General features: G+C 58.6%; 12 protein-coding genes. All 12 read right to left on the reverse strand.

The window, feature by feature from the left end:
* Position 1: 1 nt before the first annotated feature.
* Genes HMPREF3096_RS13970 through mraZ form a run of 12 tightly spaced genes read right to left on the reverse strand, consistent with a single transcriptional unit; the run spans position 2 to position 13,550 of the window.
* Positions 2-922 carry a D-alanine--D-alanine ligase gene (locus tag HMPREF3096_RS13970; protein WP_008807430.1) on the reverse strand — a complete coding sequence of 307 codons (921 nt, stop codon included), beginning with the start codon at positions 920-922 and terminating at the stop codon, positions 2-4.
* Positions 915-2,390, reverse strand: a complete 1,476-nt coding sequence (gene murC / locus HMPREF3096_RS13975) for a UDP-N-acetylmuramate--L-alanine ligase (RefSeq protein ID WP_008807431.1) — start codon at positions 2,388-2,390, stop codon at positions 915-917. The genes HMPREF3096_RS13970 and murC overlap by 8 nt, the downstream gene beginning before the upstream one ends.
* A gap of 48 nt (positions 2,391-2,438) precedes the next feature.
* Entirely contained in the window at positions 2,439-3,509 is a 1,071-nt protein-coding gene (murG, locus tag HMPREF3096_RS13980; RefSeq protein ID WP_008807432.1) for an undecaprenyldiphospho-muramoylpentapeptide beta-N-acetylglucosaminyltransferase, read from the reverse strand.
* Complete coding sequence (gene ftsW / locus HMPREF3096_RS13985) at positions 3,506-4,780, reverse strand: cell division protein FtsW (protein WP_004204337.1); 1,275 nt, start codon at positions 4,778-4,780, stop codon at positions 3,506-3,508. The genes murG and ftsW overlap by 4 nt, the downstream gene beginning before the upstream one ends.
* Positions 4,780-6,096: a UDP-N-acetylmuramoyl-L-alanine--D-glutamate ligase gene (gene murD, locus HMPREF3096_RS13990; RefSeq protein ID WP_008807433.1), complete on the reverse strand. Its 1,317-nt coding sequence runs from the start codon at positions 6,094-6,096 to the stop codon at positions 4,780-4,782. The genes ftsW and murD overlap by 1 nt, the downstream gene beginning before the upstream one ends.
* A gap of 2 nt (positions 6,097-6,098) precedes the next feature.
* On the reverse strand, positions 6,099-7,181 hold the full coding sequence (gene mraY, locus HMPREF3096_RS13995; RefSeq protein ID WP_008807434.1) for a phospho-N-acetylmuramoyl-pentapeptide-transferase: 1,083 nt from the start codon (positions 7,179-7,181) through the stop codon (positions 6,099-6,101).
* Positions 7,175-8,533, reverse strand: a complete 1,359-nt coding sequence (gene murF, locus HMPREF3096_RS14000; RefSeq protein WP_032731615.1) for a UDP-N-acetylmuramoyl-tripeptide--D-alanyl-D-alanine ligase — start codon at positions 8,531-8,533, stop codon at positions 7,175-7,177. Before murF ends, mraY begins: the two co-directional genes overlap by 7 nt.
* Entirely contained in the window at positions 8,530-10,017 is a 1,488-nt protein-coding gene (gene murE, locus HMPREF3096_RS14005) for a UDP-N-acetylmuramoyl-L-alanyl-D-glutamate--2,6-diaminopimelate ligase (protein ID WP_008807436.1), read from the reverse strand. Before murE ends, murF begins: the two co-directional genes overlap by 4 nt.
* Positions 10,004-11,770 carry a peptidoglycan glycosyltransferase FtsI gene (locus HMPREF3096_RS14010; RefSeq protein ID WP_008807437.1) on the reverse strand — a complete coding sequence of 589 codons (1,767 nt, stop codon included), beginning with the start codon at positions 11,768-11,770 and terminating at the stop codon, positions 10,004-10,006. Before HMPREF3096_RS14010 ends, murE begins: the two co-directional genes overlap by 14 nt.
* A 15-nt stretch (positions 11,771-11,785) precedes the next feature.
* Complete coding sequence (gene ftsL / locus HMPREF3096_RS14015; RefSeq protein WP_002888550.1) at positions 11,786-12,151, reverse strand: cell division protein FtsL; 366 nt, start codon at positions 12,149-12,151, stop codon at positions 11,786-11,788.
* A complete protein-coding gene (rsmH, locus tag HMPREF3096_RS14020) occupies positions 12,148-13,089 on the reverse strand; it encodes a 16S rRNA (cytosine(1402)-N(4))-methyltransferase RsmH (protein ID WP_008807438.1) in 942 nt (313 codons plus the stop codon). The genes ftsL and rsmH overlap by 4 nt, the downstream gene beginning before the upstream one ends.
* A 2-nt stretch (positions 13,090-13,091) precedes the next feature.
* Positions 13,092-13,550 (reverse strand): division/cell wall cluster transcriptional repressor MraZ, encoded by a 459-nt coding sequence (mraZ, locus tag HMPREF3096_RS14025; protein ID WP_012542858.1) that lies wholly within the window; start codon positions 13,548-13,550, stop codon positions 13,092-13,094.
* Between the last annotated feature and the right edge of the window lie 501 nt (positions 13,551-14,051).

The raw sequence follows: 14,051 nt of genomic DNA on the forward strand, positions 1-14,051 counted from the left end.
ATCACCCCGCCAGGTCCAGAATTCGTACAACAAGCTGGGAGAAGCTCATTCCTGCCTGACGCGCCGCCATCGGTACAAGGCTATGGCTGGTCATGCCCGGGGAAGTATTTGCTTCCAGCAGATAAAACTGGCCATCGCTGTCCAGCATCACGTCAATACGGCCCCAGCCTTTACAACCCAGAACATTCCAGGCTTTAAGCACCAGGCTCTGGATGTCTGACTCACGCGCGGGATCTTCAAATCCAGGGCAGAAATATTGCGTCTCATCAGACAGATACTTCGCCTCATAATCATAGAAGGTTCCCGCGGCCTGGATACGTATTGACGGTAAAATTTCTTCACCGACGATGGCGACGGTAAATTCCGGCCCACTAAGCCATTTTTCGACCAAAACTTCATCATCATGCTGAAAAGCCAGCGCCAATGCACTCGGTAAATCACAGCTTTCGCTGACTTTCGACATCCCGACGCTGGAGCCTTCACGGCTCGGCTTGATGATGACCGGCAGGCCCAGCGCCGCAATCTGTTGTTCAACGGCAGCAGAAAGTCCTGCAGTAAACTGGGCGCGGGTCAGCGCGACCCACGGCGCGACCGGCAATCCCGCCCCCTGCCACAGCCATTTGCTGCGCAGTTTATCCATCGACAGCGCAGAGGCCATCACCCCGCTGCCGGTATAAGGCAACTGGATCAGATCCAGCAGCCCCTGCAATGTGCCATCTTCCCCGCCGCGGCCATGGAGGGCAATAAACGCTTTCTTAAAGCCCAGATTTTTTAACTGGGTAATATCGATGTCGCGCGGGTCGACCGGATGGGCATCCACCCCGCCTTCACGCAGCCCGGCCAGCACCGCGGCGCCTGAATTCAGCGACACTTCACGTTCAGCGGAGGTTCCACCGAAAAGCACCGCGATTTTATCAGCCATGGCGCTCTTCCTCCGTTTTTTGCGGAGCCAGTTTGATTTCAGCCAGGTGACGGGCAATTTTTCCGATATTGCCCGCGCCCTGCACCAGCACTAAATCGTTACCGGTCAGCACCGACGCCAGCATCTCCGCGGCCTGGGCCGGGTCAGAGACCAGGATTGGGTCAACTTTACCGCGACCGCGGATCGTACGGCACAGTGAGCGGCTATCGGCGCCCGGGATCGGCGCTTCGCCCGCCGGATAGACATCCAGCATCAGCAGCGCATCGACCTGGGTCAGCACGTTGGCGAAATCGTCATACAGATCGCGGGTACGGGTATAACGGTGCGGTTGGAACAGCATCACCAGATTTTTATCCGGCCAGCCAGCGCGCGCGGCTTTGATGGTGGCGTCCACTTCCGTCGGGTGGTGGCCGTAGTCATCGATCAGCATCGCGCTGCCCGGCTTGCCGTTGACTTCCGCCAGCGGAAACTCGCCAAGAAAATCAAAGCGGCGTCCGGTTCCCTGGAAACTTTCCAGCGCGCGCAGGATCGCCTGGTCGTCAATTCCCTCTTCCGTCGCCACGGCCACCGCCGCCGCCGCGTTCAGCGCGTTATGGCGACCCGGGGCATTGAGCGTGACCTGCAGGATCTCTTTATCCTGACGCACCAGGCGAAAATGGCCTTGAGCCCCAAGCTGACGGTAGTCCTCGACGCGAACGTCGGCGTCGTCGCTAAAACCGTAGGTGGTGATCTGCCGGCCTACGCGCGGCAGCAGTTCACGAATAACCGGATCATCCACGCACATCACCGCGCGTCCGTAGAACGGCAGGTTGTGCAGGAAGTTAATAAAGGTCTGCTTCAGATTTTCGAAGTCGCCATGGTAGGTATCCATATGGTCGGCTTCGATGTTGGTCACAATCGCGACCATCGGCTGCAGATGCAGGAACGACGCATCGCTCTCATCCGCTTCCGCAATCAAATAACGGCTATGGCCGAGACGGGCATGCACGCCCGCCGCTTTCACCAGCCCGCCGTTGACGAAGGTCGGGTCGAGCCCGGCTTCGGCGTAAATACTGGACACCATCGCGGTGGTAGTGGTTTTGCCGTGAGTTCCGGCAATCGCAATCCCGTGGCGGAAGCGCATCAGCTCCGCCAGCATTTCCGCACGGCGGATCACCGGAATGCGCGCTTCGTGTGCGGCAACGATTTCCGGGTTATCCGCGGAAATCGCGCTGGAAACGACCACAACGCTGGCATCGCGCACGTTTTCCGGGCGATGGTTGAAATAAATAGTGGCGCCAAGCTGCGACAGCTGTTGGGTCACCGGATTCGGCGCCAGGTCGGAGCCGCTGATCTGGTAACCTTCATTAGCCAACACTTCGGCAATACCGCCCATACCGGCACCGCCGATGCCGACAAAGTGAATGTGCCGGACGCGACGCATCTCGGGCACTATGGAACGCAGTTTTGCCAAATCTTGTGTATTCATTCTTTACGCCATCAACTTCTGTCATTCGGGCGGTGAAAATCACCGCAATTAGCGCGCCAAAGCTACGGCGCTGACCTCTTCTGCTACTCGCTCGGTAGCGTCCGGAATCGAAGCGCCACGCGCTCGTTCCGCCATATCCAGCAACGTTTCCCGATCCCAGCTCGCCAGGGTAGAGGCAACCGCCTCTACCGTGAACTCAGGCTGTTCAAGAATTTTCGCCGCGCCGGCTTTCTCCAGCGGCAGCGCATTCCAGTACTGCTGACGATCTTTGTGCTGGAAGGGTACAAACAGCGCCGGTAAACCTGCAGCCGCGATTTCGCTGACCGTCAGCGCGCCGGAACGGCAAACCACGACATCAGCCCAGGCATAGGCAGCGGCCATGTCATCAATAAATTCCGTCACTTTATGCTGCGGCTGCCCCGCAGCGGCATAGGCCTGTTGCACGGTTTGCTGGCCACCTTTGCCGCTCTGATGCCAGATGGTCACCGCATCACCGAGCTTCGCCGCCACCTGCGGCATAGTCTGGTTCAGGACGCGCGCGCCCTGAGAGCCACCGACCACCAGCACGCGAATCGGTCCATGACGCCCCACCAGACGCTGACCCGGCAGCGGCAGCGCCAGTACATCGGTACGCACCGGGTTTCCGACCACGTCCGCATGCGGGAACGCGCCGGGAAACGCCTGCATCACTTTCTTCGCAATCTTCGCCAGCCATTTGTTGGTCAGACCGGCAATACCGTTTTGTTCGTGGAGGACCACCGGGATCCCCAACGACCACGCCGCCAGACCGCCAGGCCCGGAGACATAGCCGCCCATGCCCAGCACCACATCCGGCTGGAAACGCTTCATGATCGCTCGCGCCTGACGCCAGGCGTTGAAGATACGCACCGGCGCCAACAGTTGCGCTTTTATCCCTTTACCACGCAGGCCAGAGATACGGATAAAATCAATCTCGATGCCGTTTTTCGGCACTAAATCCGCTTCCATACGATCGGCGGTACCCAGCCAGCGAACCTGCCAGCCCTGGTCCATTAAATGGTGCGCGACCGCCAGCCCCGGGAACACATGCCCGCCGGTACCGCCCGCCATCACCATCAACCGCTTTTCCTGACCGCTCATCGAACACCCCGTGTAAACGCCTGGGCTTTTTCCAGACGCGTTTCATAATCTATTCGCAACAACAACATGATGGCCGTCGACATAATCAGCAGACTGGAACCACCATAACTGATCAGCGGCAGCGTCAGACCTTTCGTCGGCAGCATCCCCGCCGCCGCCCCGACGTTAACTAACGCCTGGAAGCTAAACCAGATACCAATCGCACAGGCGAGGAAGCCGGAGAAGCGATGATCGATCTCCAGCGCTTTACGGCCAATCGACATGGCGCGGAAAGCGACGAAGAATACCATTAAAAGCGCCAGTACCACACCGATATAACCGAGTTCTTCGCCGATAATGGCGAAGATAAAGTCAGTGTGCGCTTCCGGCAAATACTCCAGTTTTTGCACTGAGTTGCCGAGGCCCTGCCCCCACATCTCGCCGCGGCCAAAGGCCATCAGCGACTGGGTCAGCTGGTAACCACTGCCGAACGGGTCTTCCCATGGGTTCCAGAAGGAGGTCACGCGGCGAATACGGTACGGTTCGGCGAGGATCAGCAGGACCACCGCCGAGATACCCATGCCGATAATGGCGATGAACTGCCACAGCTTCGCGCCGGCAAGGAAGAGCATCGCCAGCGTGGTGACGAACAGCACCACCACGGTACCGAGGTCAGGCTGCGCCAGCAGCAGGATCGCCAGCACGAAAATCACGCCCATCGGTTTTAAGAACCCGCGCAGGTTGTTACGCACTTCATCCGCTTTACGCACCAGATAGTTGGCGATATAGCAGAACAGCGACAGCTTGGTGAACTCCGCCGGCTGGATGCGCAGCGGGCCGAGGGCGATCCAGCGCGATGCGCCGTTTACCGAGCTACCCACCACCAGCACGATCAGCAGCATAACGATCGAAGCGATCAGCATCGCGGTACTGTGGCGCTGCCAGAAATCCATCGGCAGGCGCAGCGTCACCAGCGCGAGGACAAAGGCCAGCACAATGTACAGGCCGTCACGCTTGGCAAAGAGGAAAGGATCGTTCGCCAGGCGCTGCCCCACCGGCATCGACGCCGAGGTCACCATGATAAAGCCGATCGCCGCCAGGCCGAAGGTCAGCCATAGCAGCATCCGGTCATACATCACCAGACTGTCGTTATCTTTCGGGCGCGAGCCCATCACCCAGCCTTTCAGCGCGGCGAACAGCCAGGCGAAGATAAACATCCCCGGCAGTCGCGGCAGTCTCAACCGAGGCAAGCTCAGCTGCGGCATTCTCAGGCGTGGGAGAGAGAAACGCATCAACCTAACTCCTTCGCCAGACGGGCAAACATATCGCCCCGTTGTTCAAAGTTCTTAAACTGATCCAGGCTGGCGCACGCCGGCGACAGGAGCACCATGTCGCCCGCTTTCACCAGGGGCGCTATCTGACGCATCGCCTGTTCCATGGTTTCAGTTTGTACCGCCACGTCAGGACGCAGCTCGGCGAGCTCGGCGCCGTCGCGACCAAAGCAGTACAGACGGATACGATCGCCGCCGAGGTAGCGCTTCAGCGGGGTGAAATCAGCGGACTTGCCGTCGCCGCCCAGCAGAAGATACAGCGTGCCATCCAGCTGCAGGCCGTTCAGCGCCGCCTCGGTGCTGCCGACGTTGGTTGCCTTCGAGTCGTTAATCCAGCGTACGCCGTTGTGATCCAGCACCAGCTGAAAGCGATGGGCCAGACCAGTGAAGGTGGTTAATGCCTTGAGGCTACTGGCCCGCGGCAGGCCCGCGGCATCGGCCAGCGCCAGTGCCGCCAGGGCGTTGCTGTAGTTATGCTGACCGGTGAGAGGCATCTCTTTCACATTGAGGACTTTCTCACCTTTAACGCGCAGCCAGGTTTCGCCCTGCTGACGGTTAAGGTGGTAGTCACCGACATCGACACCAAAGCTGATGCAGCGATCGTCCGCCCCGCGTACCGGCATCGTGAGCGCATCGTCCGCGTTCACCACGCAGGTTTTTGCATTCTCGTAAATCCGCAGCTTCGCCGCGCGATACTGCTGCAGCCCAAGCGGGTAGCGGTCCATATGGTCCTCAGTCACGTTGAGGATGGTTGCCGCCACCGCCTGCAGGCTGGAGGTCGTTTCCAGCTGGAAGCTGGAGAGCTCCAGCACATATAGCTCACGATCGGTGTCCAGCAGCATCAGCGCCGGCAGGCCGATATTACCGCCCACGCCGACGTTAACCCCGGCCGCTTTCGCCATCTCGCCCACCAGGGTGGTGACGGTGCTTTTGCCGTTCGAGCCGGTAATGGCGATGATCGGGGCCTGCGCCTCGCGGCAGAACAGTTCGATATCACCAACGATTTCTACGCCAGCATCGGCCGCCGCGCTCAGCGAAGGATGGGCCAGCGCGATGCCGGGACTGGCGACAATCAGATCCGCCGCCAGCAGCCAGGTATCATTGAGTCCGCCGACATGGCATTCGACCGATTCGGGTAATTTATCCAGCCCCGGAGGCGCGACGCGGGTGTCCATTACACGCGGCGTCACGCCGCGCGCCATGAAAAAGTCCACGCATGACAGGCCGGTCATACCCAGCCCAATAATGACGACTTTTTTACCCTGATAATCTGCCATGATTAACGTACCTTCAGCGTCGCCAGGCCAATCAGCACCAGCATCAGCGAAATAATCCAGAAGCGCACGATAACGCGCGGCTCCGGCCAGCCCTTCAGTTCATAGTGATGGTGAATCGGCGCCATACGGAAGATGCGCTGACCGCGCAGCTTAAAGGAGCCAACCTGCAGGATCACCGACAGAGTCTCCACGACGAAAACGCCGCCCATAATCACCAGCAGGAATTCCTGACGCAGCAGCACGGCGATAATGCCCAGCGCGCCGCCAAGCGCCAGCGAACCGACGTCGCCCATAAAGACCTGCGCCGGATAGGTGTTAAACCACAGGAAGCCCAGACCCGCGCCGACAATCGCCGTACAGACGATCACCAGCTCGCCAGCATGGCGCAGATAGGGAATGTGCAGGTAGTTGGCGAAGTTCATGTTGCCGGTAGCCCATGCCACCAGCGCAAAGCCGGCAGCGACGAAGACGGTCGGCATAATCGCCAGGCCGTCGAGGCCATCGGTCAGGTTGACGGCGTTGCCGGTACCGACGATAACGAAGTAAGCCAGCAGGATATAGAGCAGGCCCAGCTGCGGCATCACGTCTTTAAAGAATGGCACCACCAGCTCGGTCGCCGGGGTGTCTTTCCCGGCCAGATACAGGGCAAAGGCTACCCCAAGGGCAATCACCGACATCCAGAAGTATTTCCAGCGGGCGATCAGGCCTTTGGTGTCTTTGCGCACCACTTTACGGTAGTCATCAACGAAGCCGATGATGCCGTAGCCGATTAATACCGTCAGTACGCACCAGACGTACGGGTTGGAGGGGTAAGCCCACAGCAGCACCGACACGGTGATCGCGGTGAGGATCATGATCCCCCCCATGGTCGGCGTGCCGCGTTTGCTGAAGTGGGACTCCGGACCGTCGTTACGTACGACCTGGCCGAAGGAGAGTTTTTGCAGACGGGCGATCATGCGCGGGCCCATCCACAACGAGATGAACAGCGCGGTCAGCAGGCTGACGATGGCGCGAAACGTCAGATAAGAAAAGACGTTAAAGCCGGAATAATATTTGACCAAATGTTCGGCCAGCCATACTAACATGTCCCAGTCTCCTGTAATGCGCGTACTACCTCTTCCATGGCGGCACTACGTGAACCCTTCACTAAAATGGTCATTATCTTGTGCTCCGCCAGCAGCTCGCGCAGGCGAGCCACTACTGCGGCTTTATCATTAAAATGTTCGCCCACGCCGCTGGCGCGGCTGATATCCGCGCTCAAGGTGCCGACGCTGAGGACGCAATCCAGCCCCGCCGCTTTCGCTGCCTCGCCGACTTCGCGATGGCAGGCCGCGCTTTCCGCGCCAAGCTCCGCCATATCGCCGACCACCATCGCCCGGAAGCCGGGCATCTCTGACAGTACCTGCACTGCCGCGGTCATCGAACCAACGTTGGCGTTGTAGGAGTCATCCAGCAGCAGCTGGCTCTCCGTCAGCCGGATCGGGAACAGACGCCCCGGAACGGCCTTCAGCTGCGCCAGACCGGCTTTTACCGCCGCCAGATCGGCGCCTACCGCCATCGCCAGCGAGGTCGCCGCCAGCGCGTTAGCGATGTTATGGCGTCCCGGCAGCGGCAGCAGGACGTCAACGTTGCCGGTTGGGGTCTGCAGCGTAAATTCGGTACCGTGGCTGGTGATCTGCACGTTGGTCGCCGTGAAGTCGCTGTTGGCCGCATTCGGTGAGAAGCGCCACACTTTGCGATCGCCAATCACCGCCTGCCAGTTCAGCCAGTCGTTGTTATCAGCATTGAGAATGGCGATGCCGTTTTCCGGCAGACCGGTATAGATTTCGCCCTTCGCCTTCGCCACGCCCGCCAGCGAGCCGAAACCTTCGAGGTGCGCCGCAGCAAGGTTGTTGACCAGCGCGGCTTCCGGACGCGTCAGGCTGACGGTCCAGGCGATTTCGCCCTGGTGGTTGGCGCCGAGTTCGATCACCGCGTACTGATGCTCTTTAGTCAGTCGCAGCAGCGTCATCGGTACACCGATATCGTTGTTCAGGTTGCCAGCGGTATACAGTGTGTTGCCGCACTGGCTAAGGATCGCCGCGGTCATCTCTTTGACCGAGGTTTTACCGGACGAGCCGGTCAGGGCGACGACGCGGGTCGATACCTGCTGACGCACCCAGGCGGCTAACTCGCCGAAAGCCTGGCGGGTATCTTTCACGATCACCTGCGGGAGATCGCAGGCCAGCGGACGGCTCACCAGCAGCGCGCCGGCGCCAGCTGCTTTCGCCTGTTCGGCAAAATCATGAGCATCGAAACGCTCGCCTTTCAGCGCCACAAACAGGCAGCCCGCCGTCACTTTACGGGTATCGGAGGTCACCTCGTCGATAGCGATGTCGCTACCCTGCCGTTCGCCATGGGCGATCGCGGCGAGCTGGCTTAACGTAAAGCGAATCATGCTACCGCTCCCAGCAGACGCGCGACGGTGACGCGGTCGGAATAATCCAGACGGCGATTGCCGACGATCTGGTAATCTTCATGGCCTTTACCCGCCACCAGCACCACGTCGTTCTCTTTCGCCTGCATCACGGCGTTGGTGACCGCTTCCGCGCGGCCTTCCATCACCTTCGCATGACCCGCATCGAGCATGCCGGCCAGAATATCGTTGATAATCGCCCGCGGCTCTTCGGTGCGCGGGTTGTCATCAGTGACCACCACGATGTCGGCAAATTCTTCAGCGATAGCGCCCATCAGCGGACGCTTGCCTTTGTCACGGTCGCCGCCGCAGCCGAAAACGCACCACAGCTTGCCGCTGCAGTGCAGGCGCGCGGCCTGCAGCGCTTTTTCCAGCGCGTCAGGCGTATGGGCGTAATCCACCACCACGGCCGGTTTACCGGGCGCGCTGAACACTTCCATACGGCCGCATACCGGCTGTAAACGCGCTGCGGTTTTCAGCAGATCGGCCAGCGGATAGCCCAGCGCCAGCAGCGTCGCCAGCGCCAGCAGCAGGTTGCTGACGTTAAAGGCGCCCATCAGGCGGCTTTCGATTTCACCGTTGCCCCAGCTGGAGTCAAACTGAATGGTCGCGCCGCTGTCGTGATAGTTGACCGCGGTGGCCTTCAGCCAGCGGCCGTGGCAGTTCGGATTGATATGATCTTCCATCGACACCGCCACCGCATCCGGCAGCTTCGCCAGCCAGCGACGCCCCACTTCATCGTCAGCGTTGACGATGGCCTGGCCGCAATGGTGGGTCGAGTACAGCAGCCATTTCGCCGCTTCGTAGTGCTCCATGTCGCCATGGTAGTCGAGGTGGTCGCGGCTCAGATTGGTAAACACCGAGGCGGCAAACTGCAGCGCCGCCACGCGGTGTTGCACCAGACCGTGGGAAGAGACTTCCATCGCGCCGAAGGTTGCCCCCTGCCCGACCAGACTGGAGAGCACATGCTGAACGTCTACCGCAGAACCGGTGGTATTTTCGGTCGGCACGACTTTATCCAGCAGGCCGTTGCCAACGGTCCCCATCACTGCGCTGGTTTCGCCGAGCAGCTTCGCCCACTGCGCCAGCAGTTGAGTGGTGGTCGTTTTACCGTTAGTACCGGTGACGCCCACCAGACGCAGCTGCTGCGACGGCTGATGATAAAAACGCCCGGCCAGCGCCGATAAGCGTTCGTTAAGCTGGCTCAGGTAAATAACCGGCACGCCGTGCATTTCACGGATCTCACCGTCTTCAGCCTCGCCCTGCGCTTCAGCAATAATGGCAGCCACACCTTGCGCTATCGCCTGCGGGATATAACGACGCCCGTCCGCCTGATGACCCTGTACCGCGATAAAGAGATCGCCGGAAGCAGCCACCCGGCTGTCCAGCGTCATCTCTCGCAGAATGCGCTCCGGTGCGTTTGGCACCCACGGAGCGAGTAGGTCGCGCAAATTACGATCTGCCACCTGTTCCCTCGCCTTGATTAATTACAAATTCACTTTTTTCGCCCGTTGCCAGCGCATCCGGCTCGATGTTCATGGTGCGCAATACGCCGCCCATGATGGCACCGAAGACCGGCGCGGAAACGGCGCCACCGTAGTATTTACCTGCCTGCGGGTCGTTGATCACCACCACCAGCGCGAAGCGCGGATGGCTGGCGGGCGCAACGCCTGCGGTGTAAGCAATATATTTGTTGATATAGCGGCCATCCGGCCCCACTTTTTTCGCCGTACCGGTTTTAATCGCGATGCGATAGCCTTTGATCGCCGCTTTCACGCCGCCGCCGCCGGGCAGCGCCACGCTTTCCATCATATGAACGACGGTACGAACGAGTGATTCCGGGAAGACGCGCTCGCCCGGAACCGGTGGATCAACCTTGGTAATTGACAGCGGGCGATAGATGCCATAGCTGCCAATCGTTGCGTAGACTCGCGCTAACTGTAACGGGGTTACCATTAGCCCGTAGCCGAAAGAAAAGGTGGCCCTCTCTATGTCAGACCACCGTTGTTTTTGAGGATATAAGCCACTGCGTTCTCCGACCAACCCCAAATTGGTCGCCTTTCCAAGCCCAAAACGTGAGTAAGTATCTACTAACGCTGAGGACGGCATCGCTAACGCCAGCTTAGAAACACCGACGTTACTCGACTTCTGTAGCACCCCGGTCAGGGTCAATTCGCTATAACGCGCCACGTCTTTGATTTCGTGGCCGTTAATTCGATAGGGAATGGTATTCAGCACGGTATTTTCGTTGACGATGCCGCGCTGCAGCGCCGTCATCACCACCATCGGTTTCACCGTCGAACCCGGTTCGAATACGTCGGTGATGGCGCGGTTACGCATGGTGTCTTTCGCCGTACCGGCGAAGTTGTTCGGGTTATAGGAGGGGCTGTTGGCCATCGCCAGCACTTCCCCGGTGTTAACGTCCACTAACACGGCGCTGCCCGACTCGGCTTTGTTAAAGGCCACGGCGTTGTTCAGCTCGCGATAGACCAGCGCCTGCAGACGTTCGTCGATGCTCAGCGCCAGGTTGTGCGCCGCCTGGCTGTCGGTAGAAGAGATATCTTCAATGACCCGGCCATAGCGGTCTTTACGCACGATACGCTCGCCAGGCTGGCCGGTAAGCCATTTATCAAAGCTTTTTTCGACCCCTTCAATCCCCTGGCTGTCGACGTTGGTAAAGCCAATGAGGTGAGCAGTCACTTCTCCGGAAGGGTAATAACGACGGGACTCTTCACGCAGATGAATGCCCGGCAGCTTTAGCTTTTTGATGTAGTCGGCCATGTCAGGGTTTACCTGACGCGCCAGATAGATAAAACGCATCCGCGGATTGGTATTGATGCGCGTTGCCAGCTGATCCAGCGGCATATTGAGGGCGTCCGCCAGCGCCTTCCAGCGCGTATCCAGGGTGACCCCGCCAGCATCATGCAGCTCCTTCGGATCGGCCCAGATAGCCTTCACCGGTACGCTGACCGCCAGCGGCCGCCCGGAGCGGTCGGTAATCATCCCGCGCGCGGTAGACACTTCCTGGACGCGCAGCGAGCGCATATCGCCCTGACGCACCAGCATGTCGGGGCTGACCACCTGGAGCCAGGCGACACGACCCAGCAGGAAAGTCAGCGCCAGCAGAATACAGCCGCACAGCAACGCAAAACGCCAACTGATAAAGTTGGCCTGTTCTTCCTGACGCTTTGCTTTTGGCGTTTTTGGCGCTGCTTTCATCCGTCGCAATAATCCTTATTTCTGTACAACGATATTTTCTTGTGATGGATCGACGTGTTGCATCTGCAACTTCTCGGTCGCGATCCGCTCAACCCGACTGTGATCGCCGAGCGCGTTCTCTTCGAGGATCAGGTTGCGCCACTCGATATCCAGGGCGTCGCGTTCCAGAACCAGTTGTTCACGCTGCGCGGTCAGCAGGCGCGTATGGTGCGCGGTGGTGACCACGGTAATCGCCGTAATAATGATGCAAATGAACAGGCAGAGTGGCAGTTTCCCAAACCGCAGAAGGTCGTCCCCGATCACGCCAGGCAAAGCATGGCGCTCGTTGCTTCCAATCGACCCTTTAACCTTGCTTAAGGCCTCTGTCACTCTGCCGATCATGCGTTCGTCCTCTCTGCAATACGCAGCACTGAACTACGGGCACGTGGATTCTCTGCCACCTCTTCTTCGCCCGGCATCAACTTGCCTAGTGCTCGTAACTCACGGCCGCCCAGTTTTTTGAGCTGCGCTTCGGTCATCGGTATTCCCGCCGGAACCTGCGGACCGCGGCTTTGTTCACGCATAAAGCGCTTCACAATGCGATCTTCCAGCGAATGAAAACTAATGATCGATAGCCGCCCACCTGGGGCCAGCACGCTGAGCGAGCTTTTTAGCGCCTGCTCTATCTCCTCCAGTTCACTGTTTACCCATATGCGCACCGCCTGGAAGGTACGGGTCGCGGGATGTTTATGCTTATCTTTTACCGGCATCGCCGCAGCAATGACCTCCGCCAGCTCTTTGGTGCGGGTCATCGGTTCAATACGGTTACGTTCGACGATCGCGCGGGCGATACGTTTACCGAAACGCTCTTCGCCGAAGGTTTTAATCACCCAGGCGATATCGGCTTCTTCTGCCGTCTGCAGCCACTCGGCCGCGGACTGACCGCGCGTCGGATCCATGCGCATGTCCAGCGGCCCGTCGCGCATAAAGGAAAAGCCGCGTTCCGCATCGTCAAGCTGCGGGGAAGAGACGCCGAGATCGAGCAGAATACCGTCGATCTTACCGGTAAGATTACGCTCGTCGACGTAGTCAGCGAGCTGTGAAAAAGGACCATGTACGATGGAAAAGCGGGGATCATCGATGGTTTTCGCGACGGCAATCGCCTGTGGATCGCGATCGATTGCCAGCAAGCGTCCTTCCGCTCCCAGCCGGGAGAGGATCAGGCGCGAGTGACCACCGCGGCCAAAAGTACCATCAATATAGATACCGTCTGGACGAATATTGAGGCCGTTGACGGCTTCATCCAGAAGTACCGTAGTATGTTTATAATTTTCCATCATTTTTATAAGGACAAATCCTGCAGGCGCTCCGACAGTTCACCGGTCGCGGACTGCTCAGCGTCGATATCTTCCTTGACCCGTTGATACCAGGTCGTTTCATCCCACAGTTCAAACTTATTAAACTGCCCGACCAGCATCACTTCTTTTGTCAGCCCGGCATGCTGCCGTAACACCGGCGCGATGAGCAATCGTCCGGCATTATCCATCTGACATTCGCTGGCATGACCCAGAAGCAAACGCTGTACGCGCCGCTCAACGGGATTCATGCTCGATAAACGCGACAATTTCTGCTCGATGATTTCCCATTCAGGCAATGGATAAAGCAGCAGGCACGGGTGATGAATGTCAATGGTGCATACCAATTGACCGGCAGCGTCCTCGATCAGCCCATCGCGATAGCGCGTTGGCACGGCCAGGCGGCCTTTGCTGTCGAGATTGACCAACGTTGCTCCACGGAACATGCCAGCCTCACCCCTTTTCGCCACTTTATCCCACAAATTCCCACCAGAAGGAGTTTACGGAGCGGAGGAAAAGCTTGTCAAGCCAGCACGGATGCCAACAGAGCTCAAAAACCCATTATTTACAGCCGACATTAGCCCTGATGAAAAAATCATCAACAGGCGAGGCAAATTAACGTTATGAATACGTGTAAGAAAATAACCAACAAACTCGTAACAGTTATAAACAACAAAATATCTTCGGCGGGAAAATATAAAGTGTCAGTTTGCGACGCGAGCGGCATTTTAGGCCATTATGCCGGTCGTTAACAGTACCTGTTGCTGGCTGAGGGGCGGACCAGACGCGGGATAGGGCAGAAGAGAAAGGCTGGGGCGTACAAAATGAGTGTTAATTCAGCAATTAACCTGGTGAATGTAACAAAATAATACAATTAAAGCCTGCGCAATCATTTTTTGTGTCCCGTTTTGAGTAACAAAACGATTGCCAGCGAATTAAACAAAATA

The sequence above is a fragment of the Klebsiella sp. HMSC25G12 genome (genome assembly GCF_001807705.1).
Lineage (GTDB): Bacteria > Pseudomonadota > Gammaproteobacteria > Enterobacterales > Enterobacteriaceae > Klebsiella > Klebsiella variicola.

Excerpts from the sequence above, each read along its gene's own strand:
- HMPREF3096_RS13970 (WP_008807430.1), bottom strand. The coding sequence starts at position 922 with ATGGCTGATAAAATCGCGGTGCTTTTCGGTGGAACCTCCGCTGAACGT.
- murC (WP_008807431.1), bottom strand. The coding sequence starts at position 2,390 with ATGAATACACAAGATTTGGCAAAACTGCGTTCCATAGTGCCCGAGATG.
- murG (WP_008807432.1), bottom strand. The coding sequence starts at position 3,509 with ATGAGCGGTCAGGAAAAGCGGTTGATGGTGATGGCGGGCGGTACCGGC.
- ftsW (WP_004204337.1), bottom strand. The coding sequence starts at position 4,780 with ATGCGTTTCTCTCTCCCACGCCTGAGAATGCCGCAGCTGAGCTTGCCT.
- murD (WP_008807433.1), bottom strand. The coding sequence starts at position 6,096 with ATGGCAGATTATCAGGGTAAAAAAGTCGTCATTATTGGGCTGGGTATG.
- mraY (WP_008807434.1), bottom strand. The coding sequence starts at position 7,181 with ATGTTAGTATGGCTGGCCGAACATTTGGTCAAATATTATTCCGGCTTT.
- murF (WP_032731615.1), bottom strand. The coding sequence starts at position 8,533 with ATGATTCGCTTTACGTTAAGCCAGCTCGCCGCGATCGCCCATGGCGAA.
- HMPREF3096_RS14010 (WP_008807437.1), bottom strand. The coding sequence starts at position 11,770 with ATGAAAGCAGCGCCAAAAACGCCAAAAGCAAAGCGTCAGGAAGAACAG.
- ftsL (WP_002888550.1), bottom strand. The coding sequence starts at position 12,151 with ATGATCGGCAGAGTGACAGAGGCCTTAAGCAAGGTTAAAGGGTCGATT.
- rsmH (WP_008807438.1), bottom strand. The coding sequence starts at position 13,089 with ATGATGGAAAATTATAAACATACTACGGTACTTCTGGATGAAGCCGTC.
- mraZ (WP_012542858.1), bottom strand. The coding sequence starts at position 13,550 with ATGTTCCGTGGAGCAACGTTGGTCAATCTCGACAGCAAAGGCCGCCTG.